This is a genomic window from Lysinibacter sp. HNR (assembly GCF_029760935.1).
Classification (GTDB): Bacteria; Actinomycetota; Actinomycetes; order Actinomycetales; family Microbacteriaceae; genus HNR.
In genome coordinates, this window is sequence record NZ_CP121684.1 from 1,788,074 (window position 1) to 1,807,708 (window position 19,635).

Consider the following 19,635-nt stretch of genomic DNA (forward strand, 5'->3'; position numbering starts at 1 on the left):
ATGACCACGCGCACCACACTCTCCTACCCCGAGATTACCCAGCTCAACCAACTCCTCCACCGCATCACCGCCCACACCCATCACATCCAGCAGCACCTTGCCCAGCTCCAAGGAAATCCCAACCTTCCCCACACCACGCCCCTCTCCCCCTCCACTGCACATCACACCCAACACGCCCTCACCGCAGCCCGCCACACCGCGAACAGACACGCCCAAGAAGCCGCCCACCTCCTCACCACAACCACTACGATCATCCCCACCTATCAACACGCCGATACCACCCTCGCCCGCCAAGCCCACACCCTCACCACGGCCACCACAGCCATTGTTAGCTCTTCCACACCCGCAGCACTCACCCCTCCCACAGCCCCACAAGATGCCAACCAGCTCACACCCAACGCACCAAAACCCTTCCCTCCCAGTCTCACAGACCTCACCGCCGCTGCCACCCTCACGTTTGATGCCGCCATCATAGCCAACCTCCTTCAAATCTCGCTCCTTCACGGCTTCACCCAAGAAGCCCTCCACTCCGCCATCACAGCCGCCCACAAGACCACCCAGTACACCCACCCCCTCGACACCCTCCTCAAAACCACCACCGCCTACGGACCGCTGTCTTTCCTCCTCAACGCCCTCTCCGAGTTCAACCCCAACCGTGCTCTCGAGAACACCTACAACGCCCTCGAAACCCACACCGCCCTCCTCACCGAGCCCGGCTACACTCTCCTCGTCACCTCCATTATCAACAGCATCCAACAACTCGGTGGCTTCCAACCTGGTAACACCCAACCCTGGCACGATCCCAATTGGTCCATCACCGACAACGTCTCAGTGCTCTCCGAGGATGATCGTATTGAACGTTTAGATGCTTACAAAGCTGCAATAACTGAAAAACTTGAGTACAACTACGATGATTCCTCACCCATCCTTGACGTTAAAAACCTTTTACTCAAGGCTGGTGAGCTTGATGCCCTCGGCAGACAAAACGAAGCCCAAATCGAAACCATCCTCTCGCCCGGCCCTCCAACACACATTACGGTCATCATCCCCAGTACACAGGAATGGAAACCCTGGGGCAGCAACGTCCCCAACGACCTCATCGGGAATCTTCTCACCATGCAAGGAGCCACCAGCGACCTTCAAGCCCTCACCCACAAAGCAATCGACGACCAACTCGCCAAACTCACCCCCGAACAACGAGACAACGCACAAATCATGACCGTCGGGTTCAGCCAAGGCGGCATAGTCGCCGCAGCCATCGCCGCCACCGGCAAATACAACATCACCCACGTCATCACCGCAGGATCCCCCATTGCAAAAATCCTTAATTCTCTCCCCGACAACAACGAGCTCACCGTCCTCGCCCTCGAACAATACGGCGACCCTGTTCCCAGGCTCGATGCAGCGCCTAACCCCACCAGGCCCGGTATCACCACCCTCACCACACTCCCAGAAGAAGAAAGCACTCTTCTTTCCCACAACATCCTGCGCTACGCATACAACGCACAAAATCTCGACCCACAACACACCACCGGCATCACAGGCTTCTTCTCACCCCACCAAAAAACCCAACGATACTACGGGCACAGACAATGAAACCGACACTCCACAAGACACACTTCAAGACCCTGTACGCAATCCTTGTCACAACCCTGCTACTGGGTTTCACAGGATGCGCCCCCAGCACCTCCCAAGGGCAAACAATAGAACAAGCAAACACACAACTCACCCAACTCGACGGTGTAGCCCCCGCCTCCCGGGCAAACACGGGATCAATGTGGCAAGGATTCGAACGCATCAAAGATTCAACAGTGTTACTCCGTATCAAAGACGGTTACGAAATCGCTGATACTCAAGCTCTCACCGACTGGCTCATACGCACCACATGGTCACTCAACGATCAGAAGCCCAACAGCAACACGCTCGTTATTGTGATGTTCGACCAAGAACCCACGGAACGAGAATGGGGCGGTGCTACTGCTGCTGAAGCACTCGGGTTTCAGGTGATTTCTTCTCCAGAACGAGTCCGATCATTTTCCATCTCAATTGAATCCCTCGAGGAAAAACTTGGACCTTGGCCAGGCGACGTTCCTAAACTACCCGTGGGGGCACTGGTTGAGACTTTCGACACACCGAAAGAATAGTCAACTCCCCTTACCCCAAGAACAAAAAGAAGCCTCCCTAGACTCCCTCAAGAAGTTCACACACCGCATTTTAAAACCAGGATCCCGATCATGGAACATGATCGGCTTCCTTCCAACGGTAAACGTACCAATCCGCAAGAAAACTCTGCCGAACCGCACTGAATGAATGACAAGATAGCATCAGGAAAAATTCATGACAACCGACCAAGAGCAGCAAAAGCCTCAACTAAAGGTTCCTTTAAAATGGGCTCGAATACGTTTTTTGGTTGGTTGTCTTCTTGGCTATCAATCAATACTCTTACCGATACTCGCCTCGCGACCAGATATCTTTACCGTTGCATACACGTCATTTGTTATCGCCGTCGGTTCCTTGATCATTGCGCTCTTTGCCTCACTACTCATGACCTGGCCTTTCCGTTGGATCAATAGCTTTCACCTTGTTATCCAACCCTTCTTTTTTGGGCTTATTGGAGGAAGTTTTTTCCTGCTCGCCCTCGGAACTCTGTCTTACTTTCTTGAGGGTGCTAGCTCAGCTTCTGTCACGGTGTATCTTTTGTTTTATCCCAGCCTCACATTCTTTGTGGGTGGCATATTCTGCTCTCTCTTCACCCGGTTTCGTCCGATCTTTGTTGTAGCGGTTATTCTGGTGAGCGCTGTATTTATAACCAGCCTGAGCCTGTGGATTATCCTGACCACCGTCTTCCATCAGACCTAAGAAACAAAACCCACGACAATCTTGTCTGCCCGGGCCCCTGAACTACACGGGCACTCCAACGCATTATGGGATGCTTAGAGAAGCACTACCCACCACTCACACCCCGTTTTACCCGCTTTATCTCTCCCCGGAGAGAACAAAGAACAGGTTCAAGAGATGTTCACTGCACTGACAACCAATTTTGAGCCAGACAAGCTATTGTCCCCCCTTACAGCTGTACCGCGGCGGGGGCCACGGCGCTGGTGGGGTGGCCCGCTAGATGTTGAAGGTTTAGCCCTCGCCTCGGTCAGCACCGCGGCAGCCACCATTAATCGCCTCATGGGCCAACCCGTTATAACAAACGTTGATGCAGGCAGAGTCGCTTCGTCTTTTAACTCATTAGAATTGCTCCGTATTGCAGGTACCCGCCCACAAGGATTTGCAGAGTTATCGGGGTTTTTCGAGACGGCTGACGGCTGGATTCGCACCCACGCTAACTACCCCCACCACGCACAACGCCTCTGCAGCGCCCTCAATGCAACAACAAAAAATTCAATCGCAGCCAAACTATTACAGATGCCCTCCGCCGAAGCAGAAGAACACATCACCTCCCGTGACGGAGTTGCCGCAGCTGTGCGCACACGAGCCGCCTGGCAGTCCTCCCCCATGGCGTCTCTTGCCACAGCACCCACCTGGATACAACTCGTCCCCTCTGCCACACCACACTCACAACAGGAAAAAGTATGGACCCCGAACGAAACTGCGGCGTTGCCCCTCATCGGGCTTCGCGTGCTTGATCTGACCCGTACGATTGCGGGACCGATAGCCTCCCGCTCGTTAGCCGCTCTGGGGGCGGATGTTCTTCGTGTTGATCCACCCGACCTGCCCGAACTATTAGAGCAGCACATCGATACCGGCGGCGGCAAAAGAACCGCCACCGCGAATCTTGAAGACCCGAGAGCACTCGCAAAATTTCATGGGCTTCTCCAATCGGCACACATCCTTTTAGTGGGATACCGCCCCGGCAGCCTGGATCGCTTTGACCTTTCCGTCACCGATCTACAAACCCGCTACCCTCGCCTCATTATCGTCACCCTCAACGCCTGGGGGAACAACAGTTCATGGGGGCAGAAACGCGGCTTTGACAGCATCGTACAATCGGCGGTCGGTATTGCGGACGTTTACCGCACCCCCGACGGCAAACCGGGAAGTCTCCCTGTCCAAGCTCTGGATCATGCTACCGGCTATGGGATACTCGCAGCCGCAGCCACCCTCCTCACCATTCAAACCCACCACGGTCACGCGGGTCACGCTCAACTCTCCCTTGCCCACACCGCAGACCTACTCTGGGAAACACCCGTCCCCCATGACCCCATCCAGGAGCTAGCGGAACCTCCGTATGCTACCCGCATGAGTAATTATGGAGAACTCAAATATGTTTTCCCACCCTTCGACCTCGGAGAGAAACCGGTTGACTACCCCAGCCCACCCCATCGCTACGGTTCCGATACCCTCACCTGGCTCCCTAAGGAACCATCACTTTAAACATTCAGAGAGTCCCAAATTTCTGAAAGGCTCCCGAGACTTTGACGGATAAACCAACTCCAAAACCATTCCCTCCCAAACGAAGCTACCAACGCACACCCGTCACACCAACCACAACGGCGTAATACACCCCCATTCCCTTACCAATGCAATTGCTTATATTTGCGCTGAAAAAACGAGGAAGTTAGTCACTCTCTGTTTACCAGAAAGCATAAACAACGCCGATATTGTTTGTCCCATGACAAAATATTCTCCCCGAACCCATTCTCGATTTCTCAACACAGCCGCGCTCGTACTCACGCTCAGCTTCTCCACCGTCGCTCCTGCCTTTGCCACCCAGCAATATCAACCAGGGGCGGGAACTCAGACATATAATCCGACCACAGCACCCCTTTTTGACGCCCCTATTGACAGCGGGGGCGTCGCGGCAGACCTTGAAACCGGTGAGGTAATCCCCGAAAAGCAGGTTTCAAGATCCGACCTGGGGTACAACCATTACGACGGAATCCGCTACACCAATGGTGACTACACGCTCAAACTCATAGCCTCACCACAGATCGAGCAGCTCCGTCCCTCAATCGCCGCAGCGGTGACGGATTTTAACAAAACCGGAACGGTAAACATCACGATCGCAAACGAGACAATACCGGCAAAACCCAGACCCGCTATTCGCGGTGAGATCTACATGGAAGTTTCTACCGTCAGCATTTGCGAAGGTTCATCCTGGGCGGGTTGCGGCGGACCGCTCATTATCAACGAAGACGGTGTGGGCAAGGCAGTTGCTGGGCAAACCTGGATTCACCCAATGGTTCTCAACTTCACCTCGAACCAACGTCAGCACGTGATAGCCCACGAACTAGGCCATGCCCTTTCTCTCCTCCACTACGATAAGAAGTTTGCTGGAAAATACCAGCTCATGCACAGCAGCTCTTATGACTCAACCGTTCTCGCGGCCGGCGATCTTGCGGGAGTCAACTATCTCGAACACCCCAAACCTTTTGGCAATTTTGAGGAAGCACTTGGCGGAACAGGAACATTCACCGTGAGGGGATGGGCGCTGGACGGCCTTAACAACGGGGCGATTAGTGTTCAGATTATGATCGACGACGCCTACCGGACAACCACACAGGCTAACGCCTACCGCCCCGATGTCGAATCCTTCTACCGCAGAGGCGGTAACCACGGATTCTCGGCCACTGTCGTGTCACCTCCCGGTGAACACCGAATCTGTCTCTACGCAAAGCACAACAAAACGACGATGTCAACGCAGCTCGCCTGCCGATACGTAAAAGTACGCTAACAAACACCTCGCTCTCTTCGCCCCTGGGAAACCAACAACAATGGTTTCCCAGGGAGCGATAAAGCACCGACACAGAACGTGCCCCTAACGGACACGAACGAGGAGATGTCCCCTCCGCAGTGAAACCCTCTGCCAAGTTTCCGATTTAAAAACGGGGACCTCCTCGGCATCACGCGCCGCCCGCACAGCGGCGGACACGCTTCGCACCGGCGCATCCGAGATAAATCCCAGCGCGGTTGCGGCAAAACCTGCCCCCGCCGGGAGGCTAGAGCCCTCCGCAAGGGGCCGCCCCCACACCTCACTTCGCACCTTACGGATAAGCTGCTCGCCGGTGCCGCTGGGCACAACCTCTGCAACCTCCGCGATACCGGCCTGCGCAGCCGCACCCAGTTCGCTTGAGGTGATGCTCCCCACACGTTCCCAACCACCACGCGGCGGCGTAATCCCCGCCCAGCTCACAGCCGTTGTCATCGGAGGGATTGGAACCCGAACGGGTTTCGACGCCTCCGACTCAGTCGGGTCGGGAACAGCGATGTGGGCAAGACGATCGAGAATGCTCCGAACAGGCACAACCGCATCACAAGATTCTCCCTCGGCGATTCGCCACGTGCGAAGCCCCAAAACGGTTGGGGTGGAGTCGAGAAGACCCACGGGAAAGAGAACACCCACATAAACGGCTAAGACCCCGTTATTGGCAACAAGACGGGTAGCCGTATCATCCACCCGCGCCGCCCGTTCAAGGAACACTCGCAGGTCAGAAAATGCGAGGGTATCGTCGAGGGTGAGTGTGATAGCCATGTTCCCTCTAAGCTATCAATAACAGGATGAAGGAGTCTGAGATGTCGCTCACAGCGGATGTAATCGTTATTGGGTCGGGCCTATCGGGTTTAGTCGCCGTCAACGAGCTAGTGAGGGCTCGAAAAAGCGTGCTGCTCCTCGAACAGGAACCAGAAAGCGGTGTGGGAGGGCAGGCCTGGTGGTCGTTTGGAGGGCTCTTTCTGGTTGACTCCCCCGAGCAGAGACGGCTGGGAATTCGCGACAGCATTGAGCTAGCCAGGCAGGACTGGCTGGGTACCGCAGGGTTCGATCGACCGGAGGATAACTGGCCGAGGCAGTGGGCCGAGGACTACCTGCATTTTGCTCATACCGAAAAACGTCCGTGGCTGAAGTCGCTCGGTATTAAGTTTTTTCCCGTTGTGGGGTGGGCGGAGCGCGGTGGTTACGGGGCAGTAGGGCATGGCAACTCTGTCCCGCGCTTCCACATTACCTGGGGTACCGGACCGGGGCTCGTCGCCCCCTTCGAGGCGGGTATGCGACGAGGTCAGGCCCAGGGACTCGTCACGCTCAAGACCCGTCACCGGGTGACCGAGCTCCTCGTTGAGAATGGGGCGGTGGTGGGGGTACGGGGTGATGTACTTGCTCCCAGCAGCGCGGGGCGCGGTGTAGCAAGCAACAGGGAGGTTGTGGCAGACTTTGAGGCTCGCGCGGGAGCAGTTATTGTGGCGAGCGGAGGAATAGGGGGAAATCACGACCTGGTTCGTGCCCAGTGGCCCGAACGTTTGGGTACCCCTCCCGAGCACATGCTCTCGGGGGTACCCGCCCATGTTGACGGTTTAATGCTGGGGATAGCGGAGCGCGCGGGCGCTCACCTGATCAACGGCGATAGGATGTGGCACTATGTCGAGGGCATCGATAATTGGAACCCAATCTGGCAAAAACACGGAATTCGTATCCTACCGGGACCCTCTTCGCTCTGGTTTGACGCAACCGGAAAAAGACTTCCCGTTCCGCTCTTTCCCGGGTTTGACACCCTCGGTACCCTGGAGCACCTTCGGTCCACGGGACACGATCACTCGTGGTTTGTCCTCACCCAAAAAATCATTGAAAAAGAGTTTGCTCTTTCGGGCAGTGAGCAAAATCCGGATCTCACCAATAAAGACCTCAGCTTGCTCCTGAAAAGAATCGGCAGCGGTGCTCCCGGTCCCGTGGAGGCTTTCAAAGCGCACGGAGCAGGTTTTGTGGTTGCCGATACCCTCTCAGAGCTGCTCGAGGGCATGCAAAAAATTAGCAATGTTCCCATCGATCAAGACAGTGTTATACGAGAGACTACGGCCCGGGACAGGGAGATCGCAAACCCGTTTAGCAAGGATCTTCAGGTGATGGCAATTCGCGGTGCTCGCAATTATCTTGGTGACAAGCTCATCCGCGTGGCGTCGCCGCACCGGATACAAAGCAAAAAATCTGGTCCCCTCATTGCGGTAAAGCTACACGTTCTCACACGCAAGAGCCTGGGCGGGATCAAGACAAACCTGCAAGCACAGGCCCTGGATCATGCAGACTCACCCGTTCCCGGTCTCTATGCAACGGGAGAGGTCAGCGGATTTGGTGGCGGCGGGGTGCACGGATATCGGGCACTAGAGGGGACCTTCTTGGGCGGCTGTCTATTCAGCGGGCGTATAGCGGGACAATCAGCAGCTAACGTCTAGATTTCTTCGCCATAATAGAGAGGAGAATCGCCCAATCTTAAAAGGAGTCTCCATGACGGATCCCCGCAATAATATCGCTCAATTCCTCCGTCTGGACGATACCGACGCGCGAACCGATGAGGATATTTTTTTGGGTCAGCCCATGCACACTCCTTATGGGCGAGCCTTCGGCGGTCAGGTGCTTGCGCAGGCAATCATGGCAGCAGCCCGCACCGTACAGGCAGACAGGTTAATCCACTCGATGCACGGCTACTTTCTGCGCCCCGGCGATCTTAACACCTCCATGACCTTTGCCGTGGATCGCATCTACGACGGACGCTCTTTCTCCACGAGACGCACACAGGCCTATCAGGCGGGTAATCCAATGCTCTCGCTCATCGCTTCTTTTCAGAGTGAGGATTCAGGTATTGAACATCATGTCCCCCTCGACATCGCCCGGTTTCCAGAGCCGGAATCACTGCCCACCCTGGAACAGCGATACGGTCAGATAGAGGATAATCCTTTTGCTGACTGGGTGGTGCAGCGCCCTTTTGATATTCGCCACACGGAGTCCCCTATCTTTCTCTCGGTTGAGGGTGAACATGTCGCACACCAGGCCGAGTGGGTGCGGAGCATTAGTCCGCTGCCGGATGACCCCACCTTCCACCGGGCGGCGCTTGCCTATGTGAGTGACTATTCCATTCTGGAGCCTATCTACCGAAGGCACGGTATTAGCTGGATTACCACGGGGCTACGCACGGCGAGCCTCGACCATGCGATGTGGTTTCATCGACCCTTCCGCCTGGATGAGTGGCTACTCTTTGTCACGGAATCCCCAACCGCCCAGGGCGGCCGCGGGTTGTCTACCGGCAAGGTGTACACACGCGATGGGCTCCACGTGGCTTCCCTCGCACAGGAGGGAATGGTACGGGTTCCCACCGTTCCATCGGGGACCTAAGCATTGGTACACCCCTCAACCCGGCAGAGAACGGTTGAGGATTGTACGTAATCGGTGGGGTTACCGAGAACGTCCGATGGCGATGGGCTCTTCGCGGAGAGATTGCAGCGCGTCACGCTCATTTTCGCGCAGACGTCGCGGCTTTTGTGTGGCTGCGTCAATAACCACAAGCGTTGACATTGCGCGCGCGTAGAGAACACTCTGCTCGGGAGTTTCTGGGGTTCCATAAACTTCGTAGTAGATATCAACGCTTGACCCGCCTAGCCTTCCCACCCACACGTTGATGTCAAGAGGAGTTTCTAGGTAAGGTAAAACGTTCTTGTATTCGATGTGCTGCTGAGCTACGACGGTGAGGGAATCGGCGCCCGCTTCGGCATCAAAAATCCGAGTTTTATCCGCAGGGTGTCCTCCGGCGGGTAGCCACATGAGCCGGATGCGCGCCTCCTCCAGGAGGCGCAGCATCACGGAGTTGTTTACGTGCCCGTAGGCATCAAGATCTGCCCAGCGCAGATAGAGCGGGACATGGACCCTCATCGTTAGTCCCGGGTGAGCTTACGGTAGCTAGAACGGGAGACCCTGTTTGCGTCCGGTCCCAGACGTGCGATCTTGTTTTCCTCGTAGGCTTCGAAGTTTCCTTCAAACCAGTGCCAATTTGCCGGGTTTTCATCGGTCCCCTCGTAGGCCAGGATGTGGGTGGCAATTCGGTCAAGGAACCAGCGGTCGTGCGTGATAACCACGGCACAACCGGGAAACTCAAGAAGCGCATTCTCTAAGCTTCCGAGAGTTTCGACATCGAGATCGTTTGTGGGCTCGTCAAGTAACAGGAGGTTCCCTCCCTGTTTGAGGGTGAGCGCCAGGTTAAGCCGGTTTCGCTCTCCCCCCGAAAGAACCCCTGCCGGTTTCTGCTGATCGGGTCCTTTAAACCCAAACGTTGAGACGTAGGCGCGCGAGGGAATCTCAGTGTTTCCCACCTGTATGTAGTCGAGCCCGTCGGAAACAACTTCCCAGAGGGTTTTCTTGGGGTCGATTCCACCACGGCTCTGATCAACATACGAGAGCTTCACGGTCTCACCGATCTTGAGTTCTCCGCCGTCAAGCTCTTCAAGGCCAACAATCGTTTTAAAGAGGGTGGTTTTTCCCACACCGTTGGGCCCAATAACACCGACGATTCCGTTACGAGGAAGGGTAAAGGAGAGGTTGTCGACCAATACTCGGTCACCAAATCCTTTTTTGAGACTTTTCGCCTCGAGCACAACCTGCCCCAGACGGGGACCCGCTGGAATTTGAATTTCTTCAAAATCGAGCTTTTTGCTGCGCTCCGCCTCAGCAGCCATTTCTTCATAGCGGGCAAGTCGCGCCTTCGACTTTGCCTGGCGTCCCTTAGCGTTTGAGCGAACCCACTCAAGCTCATCAGCAAGGCGCTTGGCAAGCTTTGCGTCCTTTTTCCCCTGAACCTGAAGACGCTCTTGCTTTTTCTCCAGGTAGGTTGAGTAGTTACCCTCGTAAGGGTAGAGGCGACCCCGATCAACCTCAGCAATCCACTCGGCAACATGGTCGAGGAAATACCTATCGTGTGTTACCGCAAGAACCGCACCGGGATATTTAGCTAGGTGCTGTTCCAACCACAAAACGCTCTCTGCATCCAGGTGGTTTGTGGGCTCGTCAAGGAGTAACAGGTCTGGCTTTTGAAGCAGCAACTTACACAGTGCAACACGACGCTTCTCGCCACCGGAGAGATTTTTCACGATCGCGTCGGCGGGAGGACAGCGCAGGGCATCCATTGCCTGTTCCAGCTGAGAGTCAAGATCCCAGGCATCAAGGGCGTCGATTTCTTCTTGTAGGGTGCCCATCTCAGGGAGGAGGACATCATAGTCGGCCTCGGGGTTTGCCATTTCGGCAGAGATCTCATTAAACCGATCCAGCTTTGCCTTAGTTGCCGCCACTCCAGCCTCGACGTTGGCAAGAACCGTTGCGTCTTCGTCAAGCTCGGGTTCTTGGAGGAGGATGCCTACAGTGTAGCCGGGAGTGAGGTGAGCCTCACCGTTACTGGGGGTATCCAGTCCCGCCATGATCTTGAGAATCGTTGATTTTCCAGCCCCGTTCGGCCCCACCACGCCAATTTTAGCCCCGGGGAAAAACGACATCGAAACATCATCAAGGATTACTTTGTCACCGTGCGCCTTGCGGGCACGCACCATTTGGTAAATGTATTCAGCCATATTGCTACCAGTCTATTGGTCGAGTGCTGCCAATGAGGCAGACACTCTCATCCGGCCCAACAACCGGTTCTACAGCACCCACAACGGTGCGATCCTCAGTCGTGAGCTGTCCGATCAAACACTCGGATCCGATACGCACCGACACAAAAATACTGTCAGCGGTGAGCCCCTGAGTGGTTTGATCCAGAGAAACCTGCATCGCTTGTTTGTCAAAACCTCCCGCTACCAGGGCATTTACCACGTTCTGGCCGTTAATGGCCGCCCCTCCCTGCGCGGTCTGCAGGTTGACGAAGTTGAAGAAATCTAGGTTCTCTTCGGCGCTTCCTCCCGGTACAAACTCAGGACCGGGACTATCGGGATTCATCGTTGGTATGTTTGTTGATCTGACCTCGGGGGATTGCCCGGTTAGCGCATTAAAAGCAGCGCAGCCGCTCAGCATCAGTGCGATACCCACAAGAGCAGCCCCGGAGCGTAGGTTACGTTTCATCACTCTCCGAGTGTAACCGTGAATATTGTTTCAAGGCTGAAGATCACCGGTAAAAATACTACCGTGACATTTGCCTGGTGAAGCGGAATACGGAACCTCACCTTTTATCAATTCATCGCTCCTTACCTTTTGTTTCAGAGAGAACTAAACCGAACCTCAATAAATACATACAACAGGTTTTATAAGAACACACCTTCCAAAACAATCGGGGCAAGGCTGCCCCTAGAATGGCACAGAAAGCGCGCTCTCCCCCTCGGAATCGAGGGCCTCTTGTGGGATAGGCAGATCGGCGAATTCTTGCTGCCCTTGTAACTCGGTTATTTTCCCTTGAGTATTCACACCGGTTACCTCGCGTTGATCATTGCGCTTGGTGAGGTCGCGTTCATTTATCGTTTCTGGAGCGCCCACGGTGGAAGCGGAGGAAACGCCCCTGGTATAGGTGGCGGTGCCCCAGGAAAGATCATGACCTATTGAATCCGCCTCAACCTCGACGCTTGTGCCAGAGCGATCGTCTTTCTGCCACGAGCGAATACGCAACCGTCCGGAGACCATCAGGCGTTCACCCTTTTTAACCGAGAGCGCAACGTTGGCAGCCAATTGTCGAAAAGCGGTTACGGTGTACCAATTGGTATCGCCGTCGCTCCACAAGCCCGTTACTCGATCGTATTTTCTCTGTTGGGATGCTAGACGAAACGAGGTGATGGGTAGCCCCTGAGCGGTGGTAACGTGACGCGGCTCCGTCGCTACAATCCCAGAAATGGTGAGTGAATCAATCATAGTTTTGTCTCCCGGTGAGTGCATAAGCATTGATTATTCAAAGAATTTTCTTTGATGAGCGCCACACTAAAACTCGTGCCCACGTGTTTGTGTAGCGCCCACAATCATTTTGTCTGGAACGACAATAACGCACTCGAAAAAAACAAAGTTGTGAGTAAAAATCCGCGAGTAACCGCCTGTGGAGGAGGTAGAGCGCGGGGCGGCACCACCGCGGCTAGCGCATATACTCCGTGAAAGAAGCGCGAATCTTATTCACCTTAGGAACCGCGACAGCCAGGCAATATCCCTGATTCGGGTTCTTCTCAAAGAAGTTCTGATGATATTCTTCTGCACGATAAAATTCGCCCAGAGGAACAAGCTGGGTTACGATCTCTCCGGGCCACCACTCAGCTGCTCGGTCACGCGCGGCCTCCATCATCTCCCGCTGCTCCTCAGAAGCGTAAAACATCGCTGAGCGATATTGCGTACCCACGTCGGCACCCTGGCGGTTGAGCTGTGTGGGGTCGTGCAGGGTAAAAAATACGTTAAGAATGACCTCGGCCGGAATAACCTCGGGGTCAAAGTCGACCCTCACCGCTTCGGCGTGACCGGTTGTACCAAGGCTCACCTGCTCGTACGTGGGGTTGTGCGTTGCGCCTCCGGTATAACCCGATTCCACCTCACGCACTCCCCGGAGCGTACGGTATACCGCATCAAGGCACCAAAAACATCCGCCAGCTACCACGAGAGAAGTCATACCCACAATAATACTCCTGCCTACCTGAGAGTCTAGCCACCGAGGCCAGCGTCAGTGGCTGCTCCTAACCTGGGTACAACGTTCGAGAAAGGAACACTATGAGCCCCCTCAACTCCACCTCAGGAACAACACGGCTTCCCCCGCACAAAGGCAGCAATAGCGACCCGAGAAACAACTCGGGCAACAACTCAAGCAACAGCAACTCGGGCAACACCCCCTCAACCCGGCGCCATGACTGCGTCACCCTTCTCACTACCACGCTACGCACGGGAATCATCCGTATCACCCTCCCCAGCGGAGAAATACACGGTTATGTTTTTCCTAAAAATGACGCAATCGGGCCGTACTTCCAGGCTGCTTTACACACCGCAGGAACGTCAAGCAATCGTCACATTGGTGATTTTTCTCGCTATGAGGATGCCGTTGAGAGCCTGACCCGCTCCCTCTAGCTCCTACTGTTTACCCTCGCCACCACTGATCACCGGGCACAACGGGCATGCGGCGTTTGTGCTCCGAAGCAGCGTAGTAGCGTTCGATAGCCTCAGCTGCCTGATCGGGTACGCTCTCTCCCCGCAAATACGCGTCAATAACCTCATACCCCAGCCCCAGGTTTTCCTCATCGGTCTGCCCCGGTGCATCATCGAGCAGATCCGCAGTAGGCTCCTTCACATAAAGCTGCTCCGGAGCATTCAGGTACCGCAAAATTTCACGTCCCTGACCTTTTGTAAGACCGCTGAGCGGGAGCACATCCGCCCCGCCATCGCCAAACTTCGTATAAAATCCTGTCACCGCTTCGGCAGCATGATCCGTTCCAACCACAAGCGCACGATACTGCCCCGCGATGGCATACTGGGCCACCATTCGTACCCGGGCCTTCACATTCCCCTTATTAAAATCGCTCAGGGACTCCCCGCACGCGCGATCGAATTCGGAACCAACACCGGCAACGGCGTCCCAGATGTTAAAAGCAATCGAGCGGTCAGGTCGAATAAAATCGAGTGCCAATTGGGCATCACTTTCATCAGCCTGCACACCGTAGGGTAACCGGACCGCATAAAAGGTAGCAGCCCCTGCTCGTTCTCGCACCCGCTCAACGGCCATTTGGCACAGCCGTCCAGCCAGGGTAGAGTCTTGCCCACCGCTAATGCCCAGTACAAGCCCCTGTGAGCCGGGAACCGATATCAGGTACTCAACAAGAAATGACACCCGAGACTCAACCTCGGCTGCTGCATCAATCTGAGGGGATACCCCGAGCGTGGAAATAATTTCAGACTGGTGAAAACGCATGCTTTTACGATACCGGTTCGCATCCGCTGATTACCCTTATCGCAGCAGGTTAGTCCGAAAAATAGGTTATTCTCGACCTGAAAGCACAGCGTTTCAGTCACACGTACGACACCACTGGGTTATAGGTACGACCTGATCCATCGATCCAGCTGTTGATACGCGTGATCACGAACCAACTTTTCCGAGAGAAAAACATCGTGCAGCGCTCCCGTTAGGCGCACCAGGGTGACGCACTCGCCCACATCTTTTGCACGATTGGCCACTCCCTCGACGCTCAGAACAGTATCGGAGTGCCGCATCGACTCGTCCCACGTAGTGCGAAACACACTACGTTTTGAAAGCATAATGAGAACTGGGATCGTGAGCCCAAGTCCGCGTGCGACACTCTGGTGTCCCCGAATAATCGCGTTGAGCCACCCCGGATAAATCGCAAACGACTGCTCCGGCTTCCATTCCATATCGTATTCCCATTCACCACCAAAATGTTTGTGCAGAGATCTTGTATACATCCCCTTGTCAATTTGAGGATAGGCCGTTTTCCTTCCCAGGCGAACCAGCGTCGTGTTCATCGGGGCAAACGCGATACGACCAATTTCACGGGTTTGAAGCTCCAACCACGGGCTATTAAGAATAAGAGAGCTTGCGCGATTGGGATGACGAGCCGCCCACAGGGTCAGCACCAGACCGCCCGTCGAGTGCCCCATGAGCACAAGCTTGCGTGATGTTTTCTGCCCGGCTCCGTGGCCAATAGCGGCGAGCGCAGCCTCGATATCTGCGTCGTAAACCGTTAAATCCTCAATGTAACCGGGGGTCTGACCTTCCCGGAGACTTCGACCGTATTTACGTAAGTCAACGGCATAAAAGCGCGCGCCCCGCTCTCGCCAAAAGTCGGCCAATTCCTTTTGGAAAAAGTAGTCGGACCATCCGTGAACGTACACAACGTCGGTAAGGCGCGCCGTTCCGCGCAGCCGAGGCCACGGCGCGGGGGCCGCTGCACGCACCAGAGTGGTAACAACCTGACCCTCGTCGTCCTGATCCAGATGAAGGGTTCTTTGCTGATATCCCCCACCCAGCACATCGGGAACCCAGCCCTGAAGACTATCTACCATCCCGTGCCTCCCCTGCCACTCTCCCCCCATTCTCAGGGTATTTTGCACCCTCCTCCGTCATGATCCGCTTAAGTTCCCGAGCAGAGTTCAGGACGTGAGACGACTCGGTGAGCGCGCGAACCACTACCACCCGTGTAGCACCAGCATCAATCACCTGACCCACACTATCGAGATTGACATTGCCGATAGCAAACCAGGGTTTGTCCGGATGCGTTTCTGCCACCCTACTCAGAAGCCCCGGCCCCACGGCGGCTCGACCCGGCTTTGTGGGTGTCTCCCACACCGGACCCACACAAAAATAGTCAACACCGGGATCCTCAGAGGCCACAAGGGCTCTCTCCAGAGTGTTTGTTGAACGACCCAAAATAACGTCGGGGCCGAGCAGGCGGCGGCTATCCGCGACAGAGAGGTCTCCCTGACCGGTATGAAAGATATCAGCCCCCACTAAAAGAGCCAGATCCGCACGATCATTAACAGAGAGAAGGGCACCGTGTGCGTGGCAGATCTCGCGAACGACATCCAACGCAGCCCTCTCAGCCGCGGCCTCAAGTTTTTTGTCGCGCAGCTGGACAATATCAACACCGCCGCGAACCGCATCCGTCACAAATTCAACCAGATCACCCTGTGCCACACGGGCGTCAGTGCACAGATAAACATAGGCATTTCTGAGGCGCTCACGCACCGCATGCGGGTCGATTTTTATTGCAGCAGTATGGTTTGTCATCTTCACGCCTTTCATTCGGCATCTAATTTACTATTCTGACACCTTGTGAACGGTCTCATAGAACCCGAATGAGTTGAGAATTAGTGTCAAGGTCAGAGAAAGCAAAACGTGAGGGTGAGTGTAAAGTCCTTCCGCGACCCTCATAAATATTCCACGAGAGAAAAGTAGCTGATAGGTCGTTTCCGCTCGCTGATGACCATCGTGGCACATACGTGAAATAGCTGTGTGGATCCTCTACCACCCGCTCCAGAGACAGGCACTCGCGCTGCCCGGCTCGCTTCGAGCAGGCCGGGCAACTCGAACAATCATTCGCCTTACACCGATGTGGGAAAAGTATCAGCACAGATAGCGATTATTCCAACTCGCCTCAACACAGCCGTCTACTAAACTACGTAGTCACTGAAGAACAAATACTCATTCTTACGAAGTATTACCGCAACTATGCCTAGCTATCTGCGATATAGAGGCAATATACGTATACGATTTTGATTCAGTTACCTAACCAGAGCAGCAAAGTCGCAGGAACAAAACGGGGTGAAAGCTCTTGCACGACCATATGGGTACACGAGAAGTTTAGATTACATCACGAGACCGCATTGAAAAGTTTAACCGGTAGGGACAATGGACACATTTGATAGAGCAATAGTGGGCCCAATAATCAAGTCGTTAAACCAGGGGGTAAATGTCGAAGTATCGGGTCTTCCCGGGTCGGGGCGGACAAGAGTTCTGCAAATAGTCAGTGAGTGTTTGAGCTTGGAAGACATCAATGTTGTCAGGATATCGGGCATCGATATGCCGGTGGCGGTCCCCCTTGCACCCTTCATCTCAAACAGAGCAAACGCAGGGACAAACGCGGATGAGCTTCGTAGCGCGGTGCATATCCTGGTTAAGAAACTTCAACATCCGCGGTCGGTCTTGGTGATTGATGATGCCGACAAGCTTGACGAAACATCGATTCAGACGATTCTTCTCGTCCGACACCAGACACGGGTACCCATCCTCATCGCTACCTGGTCCCACAACAGCGGCGGGACGCAGCACTTACCGTTGTCTGCCTATCTGACCCCGATCCTCTGCGCACCGATGCGTTCCATGCGTTACGATCACGTGGATCGTATTTTGCGGGATCAACTTCAACTTACTCTCGAGCCTTCCTCTCTCGGTTTAATTACGAGTATTTGTGGTGGTCTTCCGGGGTTAGCACTATCGATAACAGAGACACTGCAACGCTGCAACGCTCTATCACGATCTGGAACGGCGTGGAGGGTGCAGGACTGCTTGTGGAAGTCTGAATTCACAGCACTCGCACAACAGTATCTTTTTCCCCTGTCCGAAAAAGAGGTGCTAGCCCTACACACACTTGCGGTGGCACGAGTAATGACAATAGAGCAAGCTAAATCTTCATCCCTGTGGGAACAGATACGATCGCTTGAACAGCTTGGCCTGATCCACGTCCTGGAGGTCAGAGGAGAACAAGAAATTGCGGTGTACCCGCCACTATTGATCGATTACTTTGAACACGAAGGGGGTTCTCTCACGCGATACGAGATCTGTCAGAATTTGAGCAGAACTGAGCAAAAGTCTCTTCGTCCGACCCGAAAAGACGCTGATCGCGTAACGGGTTCTCAGACCGCGCTGCTGAGCTATCGGACTCGCTCTTTCTGGGAGAACGAAGTTACCGGAAGAAGGACGGCTTGGCTAGCGGACCCCTCACCGTGGACCGCGTTACGTTACCTTATTGCGCTCAGTCATGTCTCAGCAGATACGGCGGAGCATGACAGGGTTATCGTCTTCACCCCGGAGGAAGGACCCGCTATGGCGTTGGTTCTATTCTGGAGCTGGTGGGCCTGCCACGTGGCGATTATGCAGAACATGCCCGAGGAAGGAATTTCTCTTGTACGGCGTGGCCGCCTCAAACACCCCGCATTTGACGGCGCGCTCAGAGCTATTGAGGCATACATTATTTTGAATACCGGCGGCATCCCCGATAGTTATCTTCTGGATTCTCCAGCACTAAATGAACACGCACTATCGGAAGAACTCTTGGGAGCCGTACGGGTTGAACTTTTTATTGCACAGGGTTTACTGCAACAGGCCTTTCAACAGCTTGATGCCACAATCGATGGGGAAACGGGCATCCAAACTTCAAAGAAAGTGGCACGCGGGATGATCATGTTCCTCGACGGCAATATTGGAGGTGCTGCTGAGTGGGCCCTCGAACACTACGAAGTCTCTCGAATAGAGTTTGACTTCTCCTGGGCGGAGGGACACGCATATGTCGCTGCACTGAGCCTAGCCATGGCGGGGCGGCTAGACGCTCTCGATACCCATCTAGCGACACTAGCCCCAACAGCTAGCACCAAAAACATCAACACACGCTTTCTTGCAAGCACGTTTGCGTTTGCCTCTATGGTGGCTTCCGAGCGTGGCCAGGTTAACGCGTCTATCACCTACGCTAAACAGGCTCTTAGCTTTGGATTCTCGGATGAGGTGTGCATGCAGTTTCCCGCTCACCTAGCCCACCTTATTGCCACACAAACCGGTGAGGGCATTTCACGCGCTGCGTGGGAAGCCACCGAACAACGCATCGCAGCAGGGCACATTACCAGTGCCGTTCAGGTCGGCATGATTGCTCTGGAGTACGATGCCGATCCGGCACACGCACAACGTATTAGCGATCTTGCCCAGAATACGGAGAGCCCACTATTGAATAGCCTCGCAACCTACGCTGAGGCGCTGATTGAACCATCTGCGGAAAATCTGTCTAGGGTGAGAATTAAGCTAGCTGATGCTGGCTTGATACTACCCGCAGTTCGCGCGGGTGTTCGCGCGGTTCGAATGCATCGAGCCGGTGGAGATCATGAGAGAGCGCTCCTCGAGGCTGAGGCGCTGTGGGGATCACTATGTCTTGATGATGCGGGCCTAGCCCATATGTTATTTCCGCTGGTGCAAGAGATCGGGCTCACTGATCGTGAGCTAGAGATTGTTTCCATGCTCGCCGATAGGTCCACCTCCCAGCAGATTGCCGACGCGCTTGTTCTCTCAGTGCGCACGGTGGAACAGCACGTCTTACGTGCCTGCAGGAAGGTTGGCGTGTCGCGCCGTGGTGATTTGGCAGATGCCGCGGGCACCTGGCTCTCCCCGTTTTTAAGGCCGCGTTTTTAAGAGGATTTGGTATAGACCCTTATTT

Annotated in this window: 18 protein-coding genes; 9 read left to right on the forward strand and 9 right to left on the reverse strand. The window is 54.8% G+C overall.

What is annotated here, in order from left to right; all coding sequences use genetic code 11:
- The 5 genes from FrondiHNR_RS08055 (at nucleotide 1) to FrondiHNR_RS08075 (ending at nucleotide 5,683) form a co-directional block, all read left to right on the forward strand.
- Nucleotides 1-1,596 carry a hypothetical protein gene (locus FrondiHNR_RS08055; protein WP_279352269.1) on the forward strand — a complete coding sequence of 532 codons (1,596 nt, stop codon included), beginning with the start codon at nucleotides 1-3 and terminating at the stop codon, nucleotides 1,594-1,596.
- Nucleotides 1,593-2,144 (forward strand): hypothetical protein, encoded by a 552-nt coding sequence (locus tag FrondiHNR_RS08060; protein ID WP_279352270.1) that lies wholly within the window; start codon nucleotides 1,593-1,595, stop codon nucleotides 2,142-2,144. The genes FrondiHNR_RS08055 and FrondiHNR_RS08060 overlap by 4 nt, the downstream gene beginning before the upstream one ends.
- Nucleotides 2,145-2,337: 193 nt before the next feature.
- Complete coding sequence (locus FrondiHNR_RS08065; RefSeq protein WP_279352271.1) at nucleotides 2,338-2,859, forward strand: hypothetical protein; 522 nt, start codon at nucleotides 2,338-2,340, stop codon at nucleotides 2,857-2,859.
- 156 nt (nucleotides 2,860-3,015) lie between these two features.
- Nucleotides 3,016-4,383 carry a CoA transferase gene (locus FrondiHNR_RS08070; RefSeq protein ID WP_279352272.1) on the forward strand — a complete coding sequence of 456 codons (1,368 nt, stop codon included), beginning with the start codon at nucleotides 3,016-3,018 and terminating at the stop codon, nucleotides 4,381-4,383.
- A 238-nt stretch (nucleotides 4,384-4,621) separates the two neighbouring features.
- Nucleotides 4,622-5,683, forward strand: a complete 1,062-nt coding sequence (locus FrondiHNR_RS08075; RefSeq protein ID WP_279352273.1) for a hypothetical protein — start codon at nucleotides 4,622-4,624, stop codon at nucleotides 5,681-5,683.
- Between the two features lie 84 nt (nucleotides 5,684-5,767).
- Here FrondiHNR_RS08075 and FrondiHNR_RS08080 read toward each other — a convergent pair whose 3' ends face one another.
- Entirely contained in the window at nucleotides 5,768-6,481 is a 714-nt protein-coding gene (locus tag FrondiHNR_RS08080) for a hypothetical protein (RefSeq protein ID WP_279352274.1), read from the reverse strand.
- 41 nt (nucleotides 6,482-6,522) lie between these two features.
- Between FrondiHNR_RS08080 and FrondiHNR_RS08085 the strand changes: the two genes are divergently transcribed.
- Nucleotides 6,523-8,169 (forward strand): FAD-binding dehydrogenase, encoded by a 1,647-nt coding sequence (locus FrondiHNR_RS08085; RefSeq protein ID WP_279352275.1) that lies wholly within the window; start codon nucleotides 6,523-6,525, stop codon nucleotides 8,167-8,169.
- Between the two features lie 52 nt (nucleotides 8,170-8,221).
- On the forward strand, nucleotides 8,222-9,106 hold the full coding sequence (locus tag FrondiHNR_RS08090; protein ID WP_279352276.1) for an acyl-CoA thioesterase II: 885 nt from the start codon (nucleotides 8,222-8,224) through the stop codon (nucleotides 9,104-9,106).
- 60 nt (nucleotides 9,107-9,166) lie between these two features.
- Here the strand turns inward: FrondiHNR_RS08090 and FrondiHNR_RS08095 are convergent, their stop codons facing one another.
- From FrondiHNR_RS08095 to msrA, 5 genes are all read right to left on the reverse strand, one after another.
- On the reverse strand, nucleotides 9,167-9,640 hold the full coding sequence (locus tag FrondiHNR_RS08095; protein ID WP_279352277.1) for a thioesterase family protein: 474 nt from the start codon (nucleotides 9,638-9,640) through the stop codon (nucleotides 9,167-9,169).
- Between the two features lie 2 nt (nucleotides 9,641-9,642).
- Nucleotides 9,643-11,325 carry an energy-dependent translational throttle protein EttA gene (gene ettA / locus FrondiHNR_RS08100; protein ID WP_279352278.1) on the reverse strand — a complete coding sequence of 561 codons (1,683 nt, stop codon included), beginning with the start codon at nucleotides 11,323-11,325 and terminating at the stop codon, nucleotides 9,643-9,645.
- Between the two features lie 4 nt (nucleotides 11,326-11,329).
- Nucleotides 11,330-11,812 (reverse strand): hypothetical protein, encoded by a 483-nt coding sequence (locus FrondiHNR_RS08105; protein ID WP_279352279.1) that lies wholly within the window; start codon nucleotides 11,810-11,812, stop codon nucleotides 11,330-11,332.
- A 222-nt stretch (nucleotides 11,813-12,034) separates the two neighbouring features.
- Nucleotides 12,035-12,589: a single-stranded DNA-binding protein gene (locus FrondiHNR_RS08110; protein ID WP_279352280.1), complete on the reverse strand. Its 555-nt coding sequence runs from the start codon at nucleotides 12,587-12,589 to the stop codon at nucleotides 12,035-12,037.
- A 214-nt stretch (nucleotides 12,590-12,803) separates the two neighbouring features.
- On the reverse strand, nucleotides 12,804-13,325 hold the full coding sequence (gene msrA / locus FrondiHNR_RS08115; RefSeq protein WP_279352281.1) for a peptide-methionine (S)-S-oxide reductase MsrA: 522 nt from the start codon (nucleotides 13,323-13,325) through the stop codon (nucleotides 12,804-12,806).
- Nucleotides 13,326-13,423: 98 nt separating this feature from the next.
- Here msrA and FrondiHNR_RS08120 point away from each other — a divergent pair, with 98 nt between their 5' ends.
- Nucleotides 13,424-13,774 carry a hypothetical protein gene (locus FrondiHNR_RS08120; protein WP_279352282.1) on the forward strand — a complete coding sequence of 117 codons (351 nt, stop codon included), beginning with the start codon at nucleotides 13,424-13,426 and terminating at the stop codon, nucleotides 13,772-13,774.
- A 10-nt stretch (nucleotides 13,775-13,784) separates the two neighbouring features.
- On the opposite strand, the gene nadE is transcribed toward FrondiHNR_RS08120, so the two are convergent.
- The 3 genes from nadE to thiE form a co-directional block, all read right to left on the reverse strand.
- On the reverse strand, nucleotides 13,785-14,612 hold the full coding sequence (nadE, locus tag FrondiHNR_RS08125) for an ammonia-dependent NAD(+) synthetase (RefSeq protein ID WP_279352283.1): 828 nt from the start codon (nucleotides 14,610-14,612) through the stop codon (nucleotides 13,785-13,787).
- 119 nt (nucleotides 14,613-14,731) lie between these two features.
- The gene (locus tag FrondiHNR_RS08130) at nucleotides 14,732-15,721 is read right to left on the reverse strand and encodes an alpha/beta hydrolase (RefSeq protein WP_279352284.1); all 990 of its coding nucleotides are present in this window, start codon (nucleotides 15,719-15,721) and stop codon (nucleotides 14,732-14,734) included.
- Nucleotides 15,711-16,445, reverse strand: a complete 735-nt coding sequence (gene thiE / locus FrondiHNR_RS08135; protein ID WP_279352285.1) for a thiamine phosphate synthase — start codon at nucleotides 16,443-16,445, stop codon at nucleotides 15,711-15,713. The genes FrondiHNR_RS08130 and thiE overlap by 11 nt, the downstream gene beginning before the upstream one ends.
- A 753-nt stretch (nucleotides 16,446-17,198) precedes the next feature.
- Here thiE and FrondiHNR_RS08140 point away from each other — a divergent pair.
- Nucleotides 17,199-19,610, forward strand: coding sequence for a LuxR C-terminal-related transcriptional regulator (locus tag FrondiHNR_RS08140; protein ID WP_279352286.1), 2,412 nt, complete (start codon nucleotides 17,199-17,201; stop codon nucleotides 19,608-19,610).
- Nucleotides 19,611-19,635: the final 25 nt, after the last annotated feature.